Origin of the sequence: Desulfomarina profundi, from assembly GCF_019703855.1 — a bacterium.
Taxonomy (GTDB): domain Bacteria; phylum Desulfobacterota; class Desulfobulbia; order Desulfobulbales; family Desulfocapsaceae; genus Desulfomarina; species Desulfomarina profundi.
Genome location: NZ_AP024086.1, coordinates 3,132,158 through 3,152,105, shown reverse-complemented (window position 1 = coordinate 3,152,105; position 19,948 = coordinate 3,132,158). Strand labels below are relative to the sequence as shown.

Here is a 19,948-nt window from a genome sequence, read left to right as displayed (position 1 = left end):
ATTTTTCAAGGCACCCTGTAGCCAGCGAGTTTTGATATAGTTTTTTCTTTTTAAAATAAAAGGGACTGCGGTTATGGACCCTACCGCAGGGAAGCGTTGATCTCTTCCAGGGCCGCGCTGCCGGGGCAGAGGTCTTCTTCTGTCAGACTGTTCAGGGGACGGAGAGTGGAATTGATGATATCATGGGTTTCCTTGATGTCCGGATTTATATAGAGAATACCGGTGAGGAGCCTGCCCTTTTCCTTTTCTCTTTCCAGGTTGTTGACAGATTTCAGCCGGTTGGTCACATCCTTGCTGGAATCGGCTTTATGGAGGTGGATGATGGAGCCGTCATGCATGACGACTTCCTGGCTTGTTCCTTCCTCGTAATGGGTGAGGATTTCCTGCTGAAGGGGGACGAAGTCAAAGGTGTTTGTGGCTTCGATATGCTCGCGAACATACTGGTAGCTTTTGGTTGAACTGCTGGTGTTGTTGAAGGTGACACAGGGGGAGATCACGTCGACAAAGGCAAGACCGGAGTGAGCCATGGCGGCCTTCAGTAAAGGGACAAGCTGGCGTTTGTCACCGGAAAAACCACGGGCCACAAAACTGGCCCCCAGCTCGATGGCCAGTTCGCAGAGATCAATGGATTCATAAGGGTTGGGAACGCCCCGTTTTCCGGATGATCCCCGGTCAGCCGTGGCGGAATCCTGACCCTTGGTCAGTCCGTAGCAGCCGTTATTCATACAGATATAGTTCAGGTTCAGGTTTCGGCGCAGGGCATGGGCGAACTGACCCATACCGATGGAGGCGGTGTCGCCGTCTCCGGAGATGCCGATATAGAGCAGATCCCTGTTGGCCATATTGGCACCGGTTGCGATGGACGGCATTCTGCCATGGACGGAATTGAATCCGTGTGAGCGACCAAGAAAATAGGCGGGTGTTTTGGAGGAACAACCGATGCCTGAGATTTTTACGACCCGGTGAGGTTCGATATTGAGCTCAAAGCAGGCCTGGATAATGGCGTTTGTTGTAGAGTCATGACCGCAGCCGGCGCACAGGGTTGAAATGGCACCCTCGTAATCGGCACGGGTATATCCTGCGTCATTTTTTGGTTGTTTCGGATGGCGAAAACCCGGGCGTCTGTAACTCATGATTTTTCTCCGGTACTGTACTGCTTCGGGAATGGTTCTACCGTATTATGCAGAGAAGCATTGCGGATGCATTCTGTTATGAAATTTGCTGTTATCGGCAGACCGTCAATATTGAGAATGGACTGCAGTTTATCCCTGCAGGTTCCGCATTCGTTGATGAGCAGAGTGCGCATCTGTGCATCCCTGTTCTGTTCGATGACAAAAAGTATTTCATGGCGTTCAATAAACTCAAGAACTTCTTCATGGAAGGGAAAAGCGCGGATGCGCAGGCTGTTGCATACCCTTCCTTCTTTCGCGAGCCTGCTGATGGCCTCATAGGTGGAGTGGGTGGATGTGCCGAAAAAGATAAGGCCTGTCTTGCAGGCGGGGTCATTGATCTTTGTCCGGGGAGCCGGGACAAGACCCCGGGCCGTTTCCCATTTGACCAACAGGCGTTTCATATTGGCTTCGTAATCGCTACTCTCTTCGGTATAGGCCGAATATTCATTATGTGATGTTCCCCTGGTGAAATAGGCACCTTTGGTGGGATGGGTTCCAGGAAAGGTACGGTAGCAGATACCGTCTCCATCAACATCCAGGTAGCGGCCCCATTTCTCCTGCATGTTTTCCAGATCTTCAGCGGTGAGAACCTTGCCCCTGTCATATTTTCGTCCCTCTTTCCATTCCATGGGGGCGCTGACGTGGTCATTCATACCGAGATCAAGATCACTCATGATTATGACCGGTGTCTGCAACCGTTCTGCCAGATCAAAAGCGTCGGCCCCCAGCTCAAAACATTCCTTGGGATCACAGGGGAAGAGCAGCACATTTTTGGTGTCACCGTGGGAGGCGTAGGCACAAGCCAGCAGGTCCGATTGCTGGGTCCTGGTTGGCATGCCGGTGGAGGGGCCGGTTCGTTGAACGTCGATGAGGACTACCGGGATTTCGGCAAAATAGGCAAGGCCGAGAAATTCGCTCATCAGGGAAATCCCGGGACCGGAGGTGGCGGTAAAGGCCCTGGCCCCGTTCCAGGAGGCACCGATGACGATACCTATGGCCGCCAGCTCATCCTCTGCCTGGATTATGGCAACCTTGTGCCTGCCTGTGTCTTCTTCAACCCTGAACCGGTTAGCATAACGTTCAAAGGCTTCCACAACCGAGGTGGACGGTGTAATGGGATACCAGCCGACAACGGTTGCACCTGCGTAAACCGCTCCCAAGCCAAAGGCGGAGTTGCCGCTCATCATTATATCACCGTTGAGTTTATTGCTTCTGCGAACGGAAAGCTCACAACTGTTTCTGTAATGTTTTTCGGCGTAAGCAAAGCCGATTTCCAGGGCAAGAATATTGGGGTCAGCCAGTTTCGGTTTTTTTTGGAACTGTTTTTTTATTGAATCCGTCAGAACATCAAATTCGATATCCAGCAGGTAGGAGAGTGAACCCACGTAGATGATGTTTTTCAGCAGCTGCCGAAGCTTTGGATTGCTGAAGGCTTCGTTGCACAGGGAGGTGAGGGGGATGCCGATGGGGGTTATATCAGTGCGGGTAAAGTTTTCCGGCAGCTCCCGGGTGGAGTCGTAGAGGAAATAACCACCGGGCAGCAGTTCCTGGTAATCTTTGAAGAGGGTCTGGCCGTTGACGGCCACAGCCATGTCTATTCCTCCCCGTCGTCCTAAAAATCCGTCTTCGTTGACCCGGACTTCGTACCAGGTGGGCAGTCCCTGGATGTTCGACGGAAAGATGTTTTTCGGGCTGACCGGTATGCCGAGGCGAAAGATGGCCCTGGCAAAAAGATTATTCGCACTGGCGGAACCGGAACCGTTGACATTGCAGAACCGGATAACAAAATCGTTTATTTTGCTTATTTTTTTGACTGTTTTCATTTCTGACCGGCCATAGGTGAAGTATAGGTGTATTTTTTCATTTCCCATGAAGCGGTGGGACATCTTTCGGCACAGAGTCCACAGTGCAGGCAGACGTTTTCATCCTTGACCATTACCCTGCCCGTGGGGAGTTCCTTCGAGACATAAAGTGGTTGGTCAAGATTGTCTGCTGGAGCCAGAAGGCGGCCTCTCAAGTTTTCCTCTTCTCCGTTTTCCGTGAAATTGATACATGAGACGGGGCATACATCCACACAACCGTCACACTCAATACAGGTTGAATGGTCGAAAACGGTCTGCACATCACAGTTCAGACAGCGCATGGCTTCCTTGTGGCCTTTTTTTCGATCATAGCCCAGTTCCACTTCCAGCAGCCTGTCCTGCAATGATTTAACCCTGTCCACAGTTGGCACGGTAAATCTCCTGTCTTCAGATACCTGGCTGTCGTATAGCCAGTCGTGCATGTCCATTTTCTGTTCAATCAAGGCCGTTTTCGGACCCGGTCTGTCGTATAGATCTCTGCCCCGGCAGAACAGGTCGATGGAGATGGCCGCCGCATGACCGTGGGCCACGGCGGTGATGACATTTCTGGGGCCAAAAGCTGCGTCTCCACCAAAAAAAACATGGGGAACAGTAGACTGGTGGGTCATTTTATCCACAACAGGCAGCCCCCTGTCATTCATTTTGATGCCGGTTGAGTCTTCTATCCAGGGAAAGGCGTTCTGTTGACCCACGGCCAGGAGGACAAGGTCGCACTCAACGAATACAGGCGGTTCTCCCGTGGAGAAAAGTTTTCTTTTACCGTTGTCATCATAAGTTGCCTTTACTCTGTCAAAAAGCATTCCGGCAAGTTTTCCGTTTTTGACAACAAATTCGAGGGGAGAGTGATTGTCGATGATGGGAATGGATTCCGCTTCGGCATCTTCAATTTCCCAGGGTGAGGCCTTCATGTCTTTACGCGGGCTTCTGACAAATACCTTGACATCCATGCCACCCATTCGCCTTGCCGTTCTGCAGCAATCCATGGCTGTATTGCCGCCCCCAGGACTATTACTTTTTCGGGAACCCGGGTGATATGCCGATAGAGCACTCCGGCAAGCCAGTCAATGCCTATAAAGATTGACTCGTCTCCCTCCTTTCTCCCCGGGATATCAGGGAGATCCCTGCCCCTGGGAGCACCCGTTCCGATAAAAACAGCATCGTAATTTTTGTCCAGAATTGCCTGCAGACTGTCCACGTAAGTATTGAGAATTGTGTTGACCCCCATGTCCAGAATGCGACCCACTTCCTCGTTGAGCACTTTTTCGGGCAATCTGAAGGAGGGGACTTGGGTGCGGACGAAACCACCTGCCTTTGACTGATCGTCATAAAGATCGACACTGTAGCCGAGCTGCAGGAGATCCCGGGCAACCGTCAGAGAAGCCGGACCACCTCCGATAAGCCCTATTTTTTTGCCGTTTTTTACTGCAGGAATTTTCGGGGTGAAGCTGGTTTCTGGATTTTTATGGTCAGCGGCAACCCTTTTCAGGCGGCAGATGGCAACTGGAGTTTCTTCAACCCGGGAACGCCGGCATGCCGGTTCACAGGGACGATCGCAGATTCTTCCAAGGATGCCGGGGAAGACATTGGACTGCCAGTTGATGGCAAAGGCTTCGTCATATTTACCATGGCTGATAAGACGGATATATTCAGGAACCGGAGTATGGGCCGGGCAGGCAAACTGGCAGTCAATGACCTTGTGGAAGTACTCGGGGTGAGAGATGTCTGTCGGTTTCAAAATGACTCCTCTAACAGTAATTGCGGGTCGCTGAAGAGATCGGCCCGATCGAAATAAACCTGTCTTTTTTAGTATATCATGAATCCATGAGTGTTCGATGGAAATGTATTCTCTGTCTCTTTTGAACACTTTGACAAGAGATTAACTTTATACTTTTCCAGGGAGTATACGTACAGCCCCCTTGTCAGCCGATGAGGCAAACAGGGCATAAGCTTTGAGAGCGGTTGATATTACCCTGTCCCGATCCACCGGAGTATAAGCGTTTGTCCCCTTTGCCTCTTCTCTGGCCCGTCGTTTTTTCAATTCTTCTTCTGATATGGCCAGGTTGATTGTCCTGGCGGGAATATCAATTTCTATGGTATCGCCGTTTTCAATCAGGGCGATAGCTCCTCCAGCCGCCGCCTCCGGGGATACATGGCCGATGGAAAGACCGGAGGTGCCTCCCGAAAAACGGCCGTCGGTGATCAGGGCGCACTGGGCACCCAGGTGAATTGATTTGAGATAGGATGTCGGGTAAAGCATTTCCTGCATACCAGGCCCCCCCCTGGGGCCTTCATAGCGGATGACAATGACATCTCCGGCTTTGATCTTGTCTCCGAGAATGGCTTCGCATGCCGCTTCCTGGGAAGAATAGACCCTGGCAGTTCCTTTGAAAGCAAAAATTGAGGGATCTACTCCTGCGGTTTTGACAATACACCCATCCTCGGCAATGTTGCCGAAGAGAACAGCAAGGCCGCCATCTTTACTGTAGCAATGATCAATGTCCCGAATAGACCCTGTACTTCTGTCCAGGTCCGCTTTTTCATATGCACGTTCCTGGGAGCCGAGAACCAGGTTTTTGCCCTGGTTTCCGGGACCGCTGAGACAAAGATTATCCGCCATGGGATCGTGGTTTTCCCGCATGATATCCCACCTGTCCAGGGTTGCCTTCAGGGTGGGGCTGTCCACCCGGCAGACAGTTGTATCCAGCAAATTCCCTCGATCCAGTTCGCCAAGGATTCCCATGATTCCCCCCGCCCGGTTAACATCCTCAATATGGTAATGGGAGGAGGGGGAGACCTTGCAGAGATTGGGGACTGTCTTTGAGAGGGAGTCAATATCGGACATGGTGAAGTCGACTCCTGCTTCATGGGCTATGGCCAGCAAGTGGAGAACGGTGTTTGTGGATCCCCCCATGGCAATATCCAGAGACATGGAGTTCATGAAGGCGGCACGTGAGGCGATTGATCTCGGCAATACCGAGCGGTCTTCTTCGTTGTACCAGGCATGTGTCATCTCCACGATGCGTTTTGCAGCCCGTTCAAAAAGCAGTTTACGGTTTTTATGGGTGGCGACAACGGTACCGTTACCGGGCAGGGCAAGGCCCAGGGCTTCATTGAGGCAGTTCATGGAGTTGGCGGTAAACATTCCCGAACAGGAACCGCAGGTGGGGCAGGCGCACTGCTCCACAACTTTCACTTCTTCATCACTTATTTCCCTGTCGGCGGCCATGACCATGGCGTCCACCAGGTCATACTTTTTTTCGCCGTCACTTCCCGCTTCCATGGGACCGCCGGAGACAAAGATTGTCGGAATATTCAGACGCATGGCAGCCATCAGCATCCCGGGAGTTATTTTGTCACAGTTGCTGATGCAGATCATGGCATCCACCGTATGGGCGTTGCACATGTATTCAACACTGTCGGCAATCAGATCCCGGGAGGGCAGGGAATAGAGCATGCCGGAATGGCCCATGGCAATACCGTCATCAATGGCGATGGTGTTGAACTCGGCCGCAAAACAGCCTTTTTCTTCAATAATTTTTTTTAGATGCTGACCGATTTTGTGGAGGTGAACATGGCCGGGAACAAACTGTGTAAAAGAGTTGACAATGGCTATGACGGGTTTGCCGAAATGCTCTTCCTTCATACCGTTTGCCCGCCAGAGACTTCGTGCTCCGGCCATTCTTCTGCCTGTTGTGGTTGTTGCGCTGCGCAGTTGGATTGTCATGAAAATACCCCGGATGAACATTTCCGGTTCTCAAATATGGGAGAACCGGAGACGAGAAATGTGTGGATAAAATAAAAAAAAACTTGTAACTCTTGAGAGATTATAGACAATATACTATGAAAGTGTAGTGGAGTGTACCTAAATTATTGCCATTGCCTGAATCTATGATTGTTTGCAGGTGATGTGTGATCCTGACTCTCCGGTTCCGGGGGGTTCTGATTTTTCTGGAAATAATTGTATCGAATTCCGTGTGGTCTTTGGGATAAGAGCTCACAGGGATAAAAGATACAGGGATTTATTGGGGATTTGCATGAAAAAAACGGAGATTGATTACTGGATAACGGCAATGCTTGAGTCCCACAGTCACGTTTCCGACCTGAACATTACTGTCGGAAAAGAATTGCAGGTTGAGTCAGCCGGCCAGCTTGTACCTGTCGACGTCGTTCCGCCTGTTCGTGAGCTTACACCCTTTCAGACGGAAACTTTTGCGCTGAATCTGATCGGTAACAATACACGGTTACTGAGGGATCTCGTGGAAACCGGTTCATGCGACCTTTCCTATTCCCTGACGGACAAGGCCCGTTTCAGGGTAAATATCTTTACCCAGAAAGGGTATTTTACCACAGTCCTGAGAAAACTTGAGACCGAAGTGCCGTCCATTGAGTCCATGCAGTTTCCTGATGCTTTTGGCAAGATGGCAGCCGAACTGAACGGCTTGATTCTTTTTACCGGTGCAACCGGAACCGGTAAGACAACTTCACTTGCTGCTCTTCTCGACAGGATAAATCATGAGCGTTCCGTTCATGTGGTTACCTTGGAGGATCCCATCGAATATGTCCACGAACAGCATAAGGCAACCTTTAACCAGCGGGAACTTGGTAATGACTTCAGCACGTTTGCAGTTGGAATGAGGGCTGCCCTGCGCCAGGCTCCCAAGGTTATTCTTGTGGGTGAGATGCGGGACAGGGACACGATGGAAATCGGTCTGACCGCGGCGGAAACAGGTCATCTTGTTCTTTCAACCCTCCATACTATTGATGCCGGGCAGACTATTAACAGAATCCTTGGCATGTTTGAACAGGAAGAGCAGCCCCAGGTGCGTAACCGGCTGGTGGATACAATCAGGTGGATTGTGGGCCAGCGCCTGCTTCCAAGGGTCGGGGGAGGGCGGATTGCCGCCATGGAAATTCTCCGGACCAGTCTCCGGGTGAAGGATCTCATACTCAACGGAGAGACGGAAGACAAGACATTTTACAATATTATACGTGAAGGTTCGGCGCTGGATATGCGTACATTTGACCAGCATATTCTCGAACTGTTCAGCCGTGGTCTGATTACTGAAGAAAGTGCGATTACCTACTGTTCCCAGCGTAATGAGATGACAAGGGGTATCGACCGGTTGAAAGCGGAAAGGGGGGAGGCAACCTCCTCGCTTTCGGATTTGATGATGGAGGATGAAGAAGAGGATGAATTCGGATTTTCCAGGCGGTGAGAATGGAGGGTAAAATGATTGTTGATTGTCCCCATTGCGGGAAGCGGCTCAAAATGAGCGGCAAATTTCAGGAAAGTATCAGGAAACTGGGGCCGGGAAAGAAGATCAGGATCAAATGTGTTCAATGTTCAAATTCTTTTAGTCTGGAAACGGATCGTCTGAAGTCCGAAGAAAGGGAAGCAGGGCGGGAAAAACAGGACAATTCGGCAGAAAATGCTGTCCAACCTCCGGATGCTCCTGATCTTTCATGGTTGAAAGACGGAATTTTTGAAGACACGGATGTGGTGGAGGATATTCCACAAACCCTTGTCCTTATGCCTGATGTTCCTGAAAGGAAGGTTGTGATCGAGGCTGCAGAGAAATTCGGGTACAGGGTGGAAATGGCTGACACGCCTGACCAGGCCATTTCCAAGATGCAGTTTGTCAATTTTGCTTCTGTTTTTCTCCATAGTGGATTTGAGCCTGGAGAGATAGAATCAGGTCTTTTTCATCAGTACATGCGAAATCTCAAGATGGCCCGGCGCCGATTTATTTTCTATGTACTGATTGGCCCGGAATTCAAGACACTTTATAATTTGCAGGCTCTGGCCAGTTCCGCGAATCTTGTTGTCAATGACAATGAGATTCCCTATATAGAGACCGTGTTGAGAAAAACAATACCGGAATACGAGGCGCTGTTTGGTCCCCTGATGGAAGAATTGCGTATTGCCGGTAAAGAATAGTAGGGTTTGCAGGATTTAGGTCATATTTGAAGATGGAGGGAAAAGACCATTTTTATATGGGCTCACAGGTGCCCGAGGTGGTAAATAATAGATGATAAAACAAGATATTCTGTCTGCCGGAAGTAAAATAAAGCAGTTGGCACGTACTGGAAAATTGAAGCTGGGCAGAATGCTGGGTGGAAAGAAGAAACGTGTTGAAGATGAGCCGCAAAAGGTTGCTGCAGGTGCGGAAGATCAGAAAAAAAAGAGACCTCAAAAGAAACAACAGCCGGAAGGCACCCGTGTTTCTGCCCCAGAAAACGGCGAAAGAAAAAACCGTGGAGCCTGGATAAATTTCCGGTTGAGCCGGTTCCCGGAAAAAGTCGTTTCCATGATTTTGATATTCCTCTGCAGGTGATGAGGGCAATAGCCGATCAGGGCTTTAAATATTGCACTGCCATTCAGGAAAAGGCTCTTGCCGATGTTCTGGCGGGCAAGGATCTTGTTGGCAAGGCAAATACCGGGACAGGGAAAAGTGCTGTGTTTCTTATCGCAATTCTGGCCAGGCTGCTGCAGGAAGAGAAGGAAAGAGGCAAAGCTGTAAAAGGGGTCCGGGCCCTGGTGCTGGCCCCTACCAGGGAGCTGGTCATGCAGATTGCAAAGGACGCGGAAGGGTTGGCCAAGTACTGCAATCTTGCAGTGAGACCGGTTTACGGTGGTGTCGACTATCGTAAACAGATGGACAGCCTGCGCAATAAGAGATGTGACTTGGTAGTGGCTACCCCCGGACGTTTGATTGATTTTCTAGGAAAAAATGTCCTCTCTTTGGCTCAATGCTCCATTCTCGTCCTGGATGAGGCGGATCGCATGCTTGATATGGGTTTTATTCCTGATGTCCGGAGAATTGTCGGACGTACGCCACATAGGGAAAAGCGGCAGACCATGCTGTTTTCTGCAACGGTACCGGAGGATGTCAAACGACTGGCCATGCAGTGGTGTGTTGAACCGAAAATGGTTGAAGCTGAGCCGGAACAGGTGGCGGTCGAAACGGTAGAGCAGGTAGTTTACCTTGCAACTTCTGAAGACAAATATTCAATTCTCTATAATCTTATCAAACAGAACGAGCAGGAGAGAATAATTGTCTTTGCCAATATGAAGAATGAGACAAAAAGGCTGGCAGACAGGCTGAAACGAAATGGTATTGACTGCGTTCTCCTTTCCGGGGATGTTCAGCAGAATAAACGGATGACGAGGCTTGAGCAGTTCCGCTCCGGCAAGGTGAAAGTCCTTGTGGCAACGGATGTTGCCGGAAGAGGCATACATATAGAAGGAATCACCTTTGTTGTCAATTATACACTGCCATATGAGCCCGAAGATTATGTTCATCGTATCGGGCGGACAGGCCGGGCCGGTGCGGCGGGACGGGCTGTAAGTTTTGCCTGCGAGGAAGGGTCGTTTTATCTTCCTGATATTGAAGAATATATCGGCAGAAAACTTGACTGTGTCCAACCTGATGAATCTCTTCTCGCCACTCCGCCAAAACTCCGCAAAGCTGCACCCGCTAAAAAGGGTGGTTCCTACCGGAGACGGGGTGGAAAAAAGAGGAACTCCACACGAAAAACCAGGAATGAGGTAAAAAAATAATTTTTTCCCTGAACTGATGAAAAATGCGGGATAGAGGTATTCACAAAAAAACAGATATTTTTCACCAAGTATCTTGTTCTTTCGTATAAAAGTTGATATAAAGTAATGTTCAAATCGGCGAAGGTTGCTTTCCTGCCCGGAAGGTGGCCTTGTTTTCTTTTGGCACTCCCCATGTGAAGGGAGATGCTGTAATCTTAACCCGTTGGCCTCTGGTCTGCAAAAAGAGAAAATCCATGACAGAAGAATTGAAACAATCAACCCCGGGCGGTAATGAAGACCTGAGCTTTGCAGAGCTCTTTGAAATGGAAGAAAATAACAAAGTGGTCGCTGTTGGTGATGTGGCCATGGGCACTATAATCGGTGCCGTTGATGATTATTTTCTTGTTGATGTGGGCGATAAGGCTGAAAGCTATATCGCTAAATCCGAGTTTCGCCAGGAAGATGAGACCGAAATAAAAGTCGGTGATGTTTTTGAGGTGTTTGTAGAACGCCGTAAAGAGGAAGGCGGACTGCTTCTGTCACGGGAGAAGGCCATTGCGATCAAGGTCTGGGAGAAGATTGCCGAGATCCAGGAAGCCGATGGTATTATAGAAGGTCGTATTGAAAGTCGTGTGAAAGGAGGAATGTCCGTGGATATCGGAGTTCCCGCCTTCCTTCCCTATTCTCAGATCGATCTCCGTCCCGTCAAGGACCTTGACGCTCTGATTGGACAGGTTTTTGAGTTCAAGATTCTGAAATTCAATCGTAAGCGGAACAATGTTGTTATTTCCCGCCGGGCCATTCTTGAAGAAGAACGTCAGAAGTTGCGTGAACAAATGCGTTCCAAGCTGGAAGAAGGCCAGATCATCAAGGGTGCCATCACCAATATCACCGATTACGGTCTCTTTATCGATATGGGTGGAATGGACGGTCTCTGCCATATCACCGATCTTTCCTGGGGTCGGGTTTCCCATCCTGCCAAGCTGTACAAGGTTGGCGAGGAACTGGAAGTAAAGGTACTGAAATACGACAAGGAAAAAGATCGTGTTTCTCTCGGCGTCAAGCAGCTTCGCGATGATCCGTGGGAGACCGTGGTGGAAAAATATCCCGTTGGCGAGAAGACCACTGGAAAGGTTGTGTCCATAACGGATTACGGTGTATTTGTAGAACTTGAAGAGGGAGTTGAGGGTCTTATTCATGTTTCTGAAATGACCTGGTCGAAGAAACCGCGCCATCCTTCCAAGATGGTTGCCGTGGGCGATGAGCTTGAGATAATGGTGCTCAATATCGAAACGGAAACCAAGCGGATTTCTCTTGGTATGAAGCAGTTGCAGCCCAATCCGTGGGATCTCGTCACCGAGAACTACCCTGTTGGTTCAATTATTGAAGGAAAAATTAAAAATATTACCGACTTCGGTGTCTTTATCGGCATTGAGGAAGGTATTGACGGGCTTATCCATGTTTCTGATCTTTCCTGGACCGAGCGAATCAAGCATCCTTCCGAGAAGTACACCAAGGGTGAGACAATTCAGGCGGTTGTTCTGAAAATCGACAAGGAGAACGAACGATTCTCCCTCGGTATCAAGCAACTTGTACCGGATCCATGGCAGGCTGCTTACAATAACTATCCCTCCGGAACCGTGGTTGAGGGAGAAATCACCAATGTCACCGATTTTGGTGTTTTCGTGAAACTTGAAGAAGGTATTGAAGGTCTTGTTCATGTATCTGAAATCAGCAAGGATAAGGTAAAGACACCCATCGGCATGTATCAGGTCGGTGATACCCTGAAGGCCATCGTTATCAATGTATCAGCGAAAGACCGCAAAATCGGGCTCTCCGTGAAGACACTGGAAGGTGAAGATGAAGAGGCTGCTGTCGAGAAATTCAAGAAGGCGGAGAAAGCACCTGAAAAAACGGCACCTTCAACCTTTGGTGATCTGTTGAAAGCGGCTGCTGAAGGTGGAGATTCTTCAGACGAGGGTTAAGTTTTCGGATTTGACTGAAAATTTCAGGTTGTCTTGCCCTCCGGGCAGGACAACCTTTTTTTATAGGCTACCTTGTAACTCTTGATTTGTCAGGGAAGTCTGGTTGCTGAATAATTTTTAAAAAGTGCTGATATGTTAAAAAAAGAACTTGTAGACAGGGTAAGTAACGAACTTGCCATGCAGAAACAGGATATAGGGTTGGCGGTGGATATCTTACTGGAAACAATGGCTGGGGCCCTGGAGGATAACAGGAGAATAGAACTGCGCGGATATGGCAGCTTTTCGGTGAGAAGCAGAAAGCCCAGGTCAACCAAAAACCCGCGGACCGGGAAAATCATGAACATTCCGGAGCGGAAAACGCTCCATTTTACCATGAGCAAATCCCTGAAAGAGGCCCTGATCAGCGAAACGGAGTAATATCCCCCTTGCCCTCACGGAGAATTTCCGGATAATCACCGGTCAGGTCGATTACAGAAGAGGGATCAGGATAAACAGGGCCGCCGTCAATGATCAGGTCGACCCTGTTTTTCAGGTATTCCTCGATTTCAAAAGGTTCAGAAAGCAGGTTTTCTTCATCCTGCAGTTGGACACTGGTGTTGATGATGGGATTGCCGAGGGTTGCCAGCAGGAGTTGACAGATCGGATGACCCGGAACCCTGATACCGACGGTTTTCTGTTTTGTGGCCATCATTTTCGGCACCAGTTTTGTTCCGGGGAGAACAAAGGTATACGGTCCGGGCAGATTTTTTTTCAACAGCCTGTAGGCACTGTTTGAAACATGGGCGTACTGGCTGATATGTTTCAGATCGGAACACATAAAGGAAAAAGGTTTCTGTCTGGATCTGTTTTTCAGTTTTATGATGCGTTTGATTGCTTTCTGGTTTTTCAGGTCACAACCGATTCCGTAACCTGTGTCTGTTGGATAGCAGATTACCTGGCCATTTTTCAGTCGTTTAACGACCTGGTCAACAAGTCGCTGCTGTGGATTGTGCGGATTGATGGAGAGAAGCATGGTTCCAGGGGCAGTACAGGTTAGAATCCGTACAACCCTTCTTGAGTTATTATATTATTCTTGAACCCGATTTTTCCTTTTCGCAAGTGCTGAATTCAGGTATTAAGCAGAAAAAGGGATTATACATCAAATTTTTATTTTGGCTGTTAAAATTATACCTAAATCCTGCAATTGGCAATTTTGCCGAAGATACGAGGTATCGAAGTGCAGGGTTCAGGTTATAAAAAATCCTCACAACGAGGATTGATATTGAGACACCAGTGAATATAACGATACGTATTAAAATGATTTTTTTAAAAGAGGACGGTGAGGGAGGTCTTCACTGCACCCGTGTCCTGATGAGGAGGGACCATGTTACCGGATCATATTGAAACAGCGCTTACTTTTGACGATTTGCTCCTTGTGCCTTCTGCCTCAGAGGTTTTGCCAAACGAGGTGAGTCTGAGGACCAGGCTGACGGACACCATCTTTCTCAACACTCCGCTAGTCAGTTCGGCCATGGATACGGTCACGGAACATCGTACTGCAATAGCCATGGCCAGGGAAGGCGGCATGGGGATCATCCATAAGAACATGACCATTGAACAACAGGTTCTGGAGGTTGAGAGGGTAAAAAAGTCGGAATCAGGAATGATAATCGATCCGATTACCGTCACCCAGAACCAGTCGGTGGCTGATGTTCAGAAAATTATGAGTATGTATAAGATTTCAGGTCTACCGGTTCTCCATGAAGGCAAGCTTGTGGGTATTGTTACCAACCGGGATCTGCGTTTTGTTTCCGATGACGGTCTGCGGGTTTCAGATGTCATGACCAGTAAAAATCTGGTCACCGCCAAGGTAGGTATAGATCTGGAACACTCCAAGGCCCTCCTCCATGAACATCGGATCGAAAAACTGCTCGTAGTGGACGATGATGGTTCGCTGAAGGGGTTGATTACCATCAAGGACCTGGAAAAAATCAAAAAATATCCTCTGGCAGCAAAGGATCAGTTTGGCCGCCTGCTGGTGGGGGCTGCCATGGGAGTAGGCCCCCAACTTGAAGAAAACGCCGGAAAATTGATCGAAGTCGGCGTTGATGTGGTAGTTATTGACTCTGCCCACGGTCATTCAAAAGGAGTTATTGACGCCGTGGCGAGAGTGAAGAAGGAATACCCGGAACTCTCGGTTATTGCGGGAAATGTTGCGACAGCAGAGGGTACAGCGGATCTGATCAGCGCCGGTGCAAATGCGGTGAAAGTTGGGATCGGGCCCGGTTCGATCTGCACGACACGGATAGTAGCCGGTGTCGGCGTGCCCCAGATGACGGCTATCAGAAACTGTGTCAAAGTGGCAAACGAGCAGAATATACCAATTATAGCCGATGGCGGTATCAAGCATTCCGGCGATCTTGCCAAGGCCATTGGTGCCGGGGCGTCCACTGTCATGCTGGGCAGCATGTTTGCCGGAACCGATGAAACTCCGGGAGACACCTTTTTGTACCAGGGCAGAACATATAAAGGCTATCGTGGTATGGGATCTTTAGGGGCCATGAGCCAGACCGAAGGTTCCGCGGACCGCTATTTTCAGGCTGAGGTAAATGCATCTTCCAAACTTGTTCCCGAAGGAATTGAGGGTAAGGTACCTTATCGGGTCCTATTTCCACAGTGATTTACCAGATGCTTGGCGGTTTGAGGTCGGGGATGGGGTATGTGGGTGCCTCCACCATCGAGGAATTACAGAAACGGGCGAAGTTTGTACGTATTTCTGCAGCTGGTCTGCGGGAGTCCCATGTCCATGATGTTATTATTACCAAGGAAGCCCCCAATTACCGGACCGCGTAAGACAGGAGCGATACAGACACTCTCTAATTGAAAGTGAGCAATTATGACTATGCATGATGAAAAGATTCTCATCCTCGATTTTGGTTCCCAGACGACTCAGCTTATAGCAAGGCGAATCCGTGAGCAGAAGGTCTACAGCGAAATACATCCTTTTTCAATTACCCTCGAGAAAATTCGGGAGCTGGCTCCTGCCGGGATCGTACTGTCCGGAGGACCCTGTTCTGTTTATGATGATGATGCTCCCCATTGTGACCCGGCGATTCTGGAACTTGGTATTCCTGTTCTCGGTATATGTTATGGTGCCCAGCTGATGATTCAGCAGTTGGGAGGCAGGGTGGAAAAGGCAGAGAAAAGAGAGTTCGGCAAGGCGTATCTGTCCGCAAGTTTCAGCGAAGGGCTTTTTGCCGGACTTGAACTGGGAGAGGCAAAACACCAGGTGTGGATGAGCCATGGGGATCGGATCGAAGTTATCCCCGACCACTTTGAGGTTACAGCTGTCAGTGAAAACTCCCCATATGCTGCCCTGAGACACAGGGAAAAACCCTTTGTTGCTGTCCAGTTTCACCCTGAGGTTGCCCATACCCTCATCGGTACTGATGTCCTGAGGAATTTTATATTCGGCATCTGTAACTGCAGTCCCAGCTGGACCATGCAGTCGTTTATTGAGAAACATATGGCCGAGATCCGTGAAAAAGTGGGGGATGACAAGGTTATCTGTGCTCTTTCCGGCGGGGTGGACAGTTCTGTGGTGGCGGCTATTGTCCATCGGGCAATAGGGGATAAACTGACCTGTATTTATGTGAACAACGGTTTGATGCGGGAAGGGGAATCCCAGTCCATTCTGCGGTTTTTCAAGGAGAAGAGCAAACTCAATGTCGTTGATGTGGATGCAACCGATTTTTTTCTCGGTGAGCTGACCGGGGTCAAGGATCCGGAGGTGAAACGTAAACGTATCGGGTTGGGATTTATCAAAATATTTGAAGAAGAAGCAAAAAAAATCGGTGGTGTAAAATATCTGGCCCAGGGCACATTATATCCGGACGTGATTGAATCGGTCTCCTTTCGGGGAGAGGCGCCCATCAAGTCCCACCATAATGTGGGTGGCTTGCCGGAGATCATGCAGCTTGAATTGATAGAACCCCTTCGAGAGCTCTTCAAGGATGAGGTACGGGAGCTTGGGCTGGAGCTGGGACTGCCGGAGGAGGCCATTTACCGTCAACCGTTTCCCGGGCCGGGACTCGGTATCAGAATCATGGGGGAGGTCACCGATGAGAGGTTGCGCATTCTCAGGCAGTCCGATGTTATTGTTCTGGATGAAATGAGAAAAGCAGGCTGGTACAGAAAAGTCTGGCAGTCCTTTGCGGTCCTGCTGCCCATTCAGACTGTGGGGGTAATGGGGGATGGGCGGACCTATGAACATGTCATTGCCATTCGCTGTGTCGATTCACGGGATGCCATGACCGCCGACTGGTCCAGGTTGCCATATGATATTCTCGGGGAGATTTCATCTCGGATCATCAATGAGGTTCGGGGGTTAACCGGGTGGTCTATGACATCTCCTCAAAGCCGCCGGCGACTATTGAGTGGGAATAGGTCATGCTTAAATCTGGAATTTATGTGGATGCGGAAAATATCCGTATGTGCGGTGGATACGGAATGCGTTACGATGTACTGGTTGAACTTGCCGGTGCTGGCAATTCCACCCTGCTTCGGGCCAATTCCTACCTGGCCGAGGACCGGGAACGGACGAAAATTGATCCGGAATATCGGCAGAAATTGTACAGGTATCATGATGTTATCCGCCAGTGTGGTTTCAAGGTCATTAAAAAATATGTGAAACATTTCATAGATGATGAGGGTATCCTGACCACCAAGGCCAATGCGGACATGGACCTGGCCATTGACGCCCTGCTTCAGGCCAGGAACCTGGATCGTATTATTCTGCTTACGGGGACGGTGATTTTATCCGTCTGGTTCTGGCCCTGCAGAATATGGGGTGCCGGGTTGAAGTGATCGGTTTCAAACATGTGAGCAATGAGCTGAAGGAGGCTGCAGACAGTTTTCTGTCGGGATATCTGGTGCCGGGGCTGCTGCCGATTACCACCGCGAACGGAGAAAACCGTCAGAGGGGGATTCCAATCAATTACAATCCTGAGCGTGGTTTTGGATTTATGCGTTATTATACGCTTACAGGGAAAGGGTTGGAGGCAAAGACAGTTTTTTTCCACTGCTCCAAGGCAGTGGATATCAATGATTCCCTCTTCCTTGATTCTTCCAATATTTTTGAGTTCACAATTATTGCCAATCCGGACAACAACAGCAGAACCGAGGCTTGGGATATCCAGCTTCTGGATGAATGAGTTTTCTGACTGCCAACGAAATTCAGCTTGACAAACAGGGATATCGCAAGTCCGGCTGAATTTCATGGGAAATGTGGGTTGGAACAAGTTTTACCGAGGAGGGCTCGGGAAAAATGGATATGGGCATTCTACTGGTTGCTGATGTGGGTGGTACTAAAAGCGAGGTGGCACTCTATGAAATCACTTCCAGGACGTTCACCTTTCTTGTCGGTAAACGTTATGTCAGCAGCAGGTTTTCATCCATTACGGAGGTTATCTCCTCTTTTCTGACCGATGTGGAAGCAACGCCGCAATTTGCAGTCCTTGGAGTTGCAGGAGTGGTGAGTGGTGAAACGGCGATACTGACAAACCTGGAATGGGAAAAAATAGACTGTACTGTTCTGGAAAAACGATTTGGTTTTACCGAGACAGTCCTTGTCAATGATTTGACCGCACTGGCCGGTGCGCTTCCATTGCTGACTGATGATGACCTGGTTGAGTTGAAGCCAGGGATAGAGTTTGACAATGAAATCAAAGGTGTTATCGCCCCAGGTACAGGCCTGGGACAGGGATTTCTCCTGGAGAATGACGGACACTTCTTTGCAAGGGGGTCGGAAGGCGGACATGTGGATTTCGGGCCGGTGACGGAAATGGAAATGGCCCTTCTTACCTGGATGCGTTGGAAAAAGCAGCCGGTCAGCTATGAAATGCTTCTTTCCGGCCCTGGTATTTCAGTTCTGTACGATTTCTGCCGGGAATATTATCATTTTGAAGGGACTGGAGATGATGTTGCTCTTTTGGGCAATGATGTGGACCGCACACCTGCAATTGTGGAGCGGGGACTTCAGGCATCATGTCCCTGGTGCCACAAAAGCCTGGAGCTTTTTCTGGCAATACTTGGCAGCGAAGCGGGAAATCTCGCCCTGAAACTGTTTGCACGGGGAGGTATCTATATCGGCGGGGGTATTGTCCCCCGTTTATCTGGCAGGATATCGTTTGACACTTTTAGAAATAGATTTGTCGACAAGGGGCCAATGGCAAAGCTGTTGCAGCAAATTCCTGTAAGGCTGATAGTACGTAAGGAAGCGGCTCTTCTCGGAGCTGTCAGGATTGGTCAACTCTTTCTGCGACCATGAAATGGGAAAAGGAAAATCCGCAACTTCTGCAGGCGGTCGAGCAGTTCTGTCCCCGTTATCCCCGTTGTTCTGTTGAGGTTATCAGAAAGGGTAATATTAATACTACCTGCCTGGTTCAGTCCGGGTCTCAGAAAATTATTCTCCAACGCATTTCTGACAATGTCTTCCCTGAACCACTCCATGTCATAGAAAATTTTTTTTCACTTACTGCCCATTTAGAAAAAAAATGCAAGACTATGAGGGACCAGTGGCTGTTTGCCAGGCCCGTGTTGACCACCGGTGGCGAACAGTATTTCAGGGATGACCATGGAGGTTTCTGGAGAGCCCAGACGTACCTGGAGTATCAACCTCTGATGTTGCCTCTCTCTGTCTCCCAGGCAAAACGGATTGGCAGTACCCTGGCAGTTTTTCATGGGCTTGTTGCTGATCTGACTTTGTCGGAACTGCATGATCCCCTGCCAGGATTTCATAACCTTTCCCGTTATCTCAGCCAGTTTAATACTGCCAGTGCAGAAGAGCAATCAATGGATGGGGACTACCTGTTCTGTCTTCATACAGTGGAAAGGTACCGTAGCCGTGCAGTTTTTTTTGACCGGGCAAAAGAGAAGGGGATACTCTCGGTTCAACCGGTGCATGGTGATCCAAAGATTGATAATTTTATTTTTCACACCGATTCGGCTGGAAGTGGTCTGATTGATCTCGATACGGTTTCAGCGGGGCTTGTCCATTTTGATCTTGGAGATTGTCTTCGTTCCTGTTGTAACAGAGCAGGTGAAGGGCATTCTGAAAGGGCTGGCGTATTGTTTGACATGGAGATCTGCCGGGGAATTCTGGCTGGATATTTTGAATCCGGTCATAGTTACATTACCCGGGTGGAGCGCAGTTATATCTACGATGCGATTTTCCTGTTGACCTTTGAGCTGGGTGTACGTTTTTTTACCGATCATCTCACTGGTGATACATATTTCAAGGTGGACAGGCGGGGAGAAAATCTGCGGCGGGCTGTTGTACAGTTCATGCTTGCTGAAGAAATAAAGAACCACGAAAAAGAGATCCGGGAAGCCGCAGAGGTGTGAGGCGTA

12 protein-coding genes and 4 pseudogenes are annotated in these 19,948 nt (G+C 49.3%); 11 read left to right on the top strand and 5 right to left on the bottom strand.

All coding sequences use genetic code 11. The annotated features are described in order from the left end of the window. Nucleotides 1-80: 80 nt before the first annotated feature. The 4 genes and pseudogenes from LO777_RS14520 to ilvD form a co-directional block, all read right to left on the bottom strand. On the bottom strand, nt 81-1,133 hold the full coding sequence (locus LO777_RS14520) for a 2-oxoacid:ferredoxin oxidoreductase subunit beta (RefSeq protein ID WP_228854597.1): 1,053 nt from the start codon (nt 1,131-1,133) through the stop codon (nt 81-83). After that, nucleotides 1,130-2,995, bottom strand: coding sequence for a 2-oxoacid:acceptor oxidoreductase subunit alpha (locus LO777_RS14515; protein ID WP_228854596.1), 1,866 nt, complete (start codon nt 2,993-2,995; stop codon nt 1,130-1,132). The genes LO777_RS14520 and LO777_RS14515 overlap by 4 nt, the downstream gene beginning before the upstream one ends. Beyond that, nucleotides 2,992-4,769: pseudogene (locus tag LO777_RS21135) on the bottom strand (FAD-dependent oxidoreductase). The gene LO777_RS14515 and the pseudogene LO777_RS21135 overlap by 4 nt, the downstream one beginning before the upstream one ends. Before the next feature lie 147 nt (nt 4,770-4,916). After that, a complete protein-coding gene (gene ilvD / locus LO777_RS14500; protein WP_228854593.1) occupies nt 4,917-6,758 on the bottom strand; it encodes a dihydroxy-acid dehydratase in 1,842 nt (613 codons plus the stop codon). A 310-nt stretch (nt 6,759-7,068) separates the two neighbouring features. Here ilvD and LO777_RS14495 point away from each other — a divergent pair, with 310 nt between their 5' ends. The 6 genes from LO777_RS14495 to LO777_RS14470 all read left to right on the top strand — a co-directional run bounded on the left by LO777_RS14495 (nt 7,069) and on the right by LO777_RS14470 (nt 12,976). Beyond that, nucleotides 7,069-8,250, top strand: coding sequence for a type IV pilus twitching motility protein PilT (locus LO777_RS14495; protein WP_228854592.1), 1,182 nt, complete (start codon nt 7,069-7,071; stop codon nt 8,248-8,250). A gap of 14 nt (nt 8,251-8,264) precedes the next feature. Further along, nucleotides 8,265-8,972, top strand: a complete 708-nt coding sequence (locus tag LO777_RS14490) for a hypothetical protein (RefSeq protein ID WP_228854591.1) — start codon at nt 8,265-8,267, stop codon at nt 8,970-8,972. 91 nt (nt 8,973-9,063) lie between these two features. After that, nucleotides 9,064-9,369 carry a hypothetical protein gene (locus tag LO777_RS14485; protein ID WP_228854590.1) on the top strand — a complete coding sequence of 102 codons (306 nt, stop codon included), beginning with the start codon at nt 9,064-9,066 and terminating at the stop codon, nt 9,367-9,369. After that, complete coding sequence (locus LO777_RS14480) at nt 9,369-10,595, top strand: DEAD/DEAH box helicase (protein WP_228854589.1); 1,227 nt, start codon at nt 9,369-9,371, stop codon at nt 10,593-10,595. Before LO777_RS14485 ends, LO777_RS14480 begins: the two co-directional genes overlap by 1 nt. 233 nt (nt 10,596-10,828) lie before the next feature. Continuing rightward, nucleotides 10,829-12,559, top strand: a complete 1,731-nt coding sequence (locus tag LO777_RS14475) for a 30S ribosomal protein S1 (RefSeq protein WP_228854588.1) — start codon at nt 10,829-10,831, stop codon at nt 12,557-12,559. A 132-nt stretch (nt 12,560-12,691) separates the two neighbouring features. Further along, nucleotides 12,692-12,976, top strand: coding sequence for an HU family DNA-binding protein (locus LO777_RS14470; protein ID WP_228854587.1), 285 nt, complete (start codon nt 12,692-12,694; stop codon nt 12,974-12,976). Here the strand turns inward: LO777_RS14470 and LO777_RS14465 are convergent. Further along, nucleotides 12,960-13,571, bottom strand: coding sequence for an L-threonylcarbamoyladenylate synthase (locus LO777_RS14465; protein WP_228854586.1), 612 nt, complete (start codon nt 13,569-13,571; stop codon nt 12,960-12,962). The genes LO777_RS14470 and LO777_RS14465 overlap by 17 nt on opposite strands. A gap of 351 nt (nt 13,572-13,922) precedes the next feature. Between LO777_RS14465 and guaB the strand changes: the two are divergent. From guaB to LO777_RS14430, 5 genes and pseudogenes are all read left to right on the top strand, one after another. Then, a pseudogene (guaB, locus tag LO777_RS14460) lies at nt 13,923-15,391 on the top strand (IMP dehydrogenase). A gap of 49 nt (nt 15,392-15,440) precedes the next feature. Further along, nucleotides 15,441-16,984 (top strand): annotated as a pseudogene (guaA, locus tag LO777_RS14450) (glutamine-hydrolyzing GMP synthase). 3 nt (nt 16,985-16,987) lie between these two features. Continuing rightward, nucleotides 16,988-17,751: pseudogene (locus LO777_RS21130) on the top strand (LabA-like NYN domain-containing protein). Nucleotides 17,752-17,870: 119 nt separating this feature from the next. After that, nucleotides 17,871-18,866 (top strand): glucokinase, encoded by a 996-nt coding sequence (gene glk, locus LO777_RS14435; protein ID WP_228854582.1) that lies wholly within the window; start codon nt 17,871-17,873, stop codon nt 18,864-18,866. Then, nucleotides 18,863-19,942 (top strand): phosphotransferase enzyme family protein, encoded by a 1,080-nt coding sequence (locus LO777_RS14430; RefSeq protein ID WP_228854581.1) that lies wholly within the window; start codon nt 18,863-18,865, stop codon nt 19,940-19,942. The genes glk and LO777_RS14430 overlap by 4 nt, the downstream gene beginning before the upstream one ends. The last annotated feature ends 6 nt before the right edge of the window (nt 19,943-19,948 follow it).

Coding starts and splice junctions, on each gene's coding strand:
- LO777_RS14520 (WP_228854597.1), bottom strand. CDS start 1,133: ATGAGTTACAGACGCCCGGGTTTTCGCCATCCGAAACAACCAAAAAAT.
- LO777_RS14515 (WP_228854596.1), bottom strand. CDS start 2,995: ATGAAAACAGTCAAAAAAATAAGCAAAATAAACGATTTTGTTATCCGG.
- ilvD (WP_228854593.1), bottom strand. CDS start 6,758: ATGACAATCCAACTGCGCAGCGCAACAACCACAACAGGCAGAAGAATG.
- LO777_RS14495 (WP_228854592.1), top strand. CDS start 7,069: ATGAAAAAAACGGAGATTGATTACTGGATAACGGCAATGCTTGAGTCC.
- LO777_RS14490 (WP_228854591.1), top strand. CDS start 8,265: ATGATTGTTGATTGTCCCCATTGCGGGAAGCGGCTCAAAATGAGCGGC.
- LO777_RS14485 (WP_228854590.1), top strand. CDS start 9,064: ATGATAAAACAAGATATTCTGTCTGCCGGAAGTAAAATAAAGCAGTTG.
- LO777_RS14480 (WP_228854589.1), top strand. CDS start 9,369: ATGAGGGCAATAGCCGATCAGGGCTTTAAATATTGCACTGCCATTCAG.
- LO777_RS14475 (WP_228854588.1), top strand. CDS start 10,829: ATGACAGAAGAATTGAAACAATCAACCCCGGGCGGTAATGAAGACCTG.
- LO777_RS14470 (WP_228854587.1), top strand. CDS start 12,692: ATGTTAAAAAAAGAACTTGTAGACAGGGTAAGTAACGAACTTGCCATG.
- LO777_RS14465 (WP_228854586.1), bottom strand. CDS start 13,571: ATGCTTCTCTCCATCAATCCGCACAATCCACAGCAGCGACTTGTTGAC.
- glk (WP_228854582.1), top strand. CDS start 17,871: ATGGGCATTCTACTGGTTGCTGATGTGGGTGGTACTAAAAGCGAGGTG.
- LO777_RS14430 (WP_228854581.1), top strand. CDS start 18,863: ATGAAATGGGAAAAGGAAAATCCGCAACTTCTGCAGGCGGTCGAGCAG.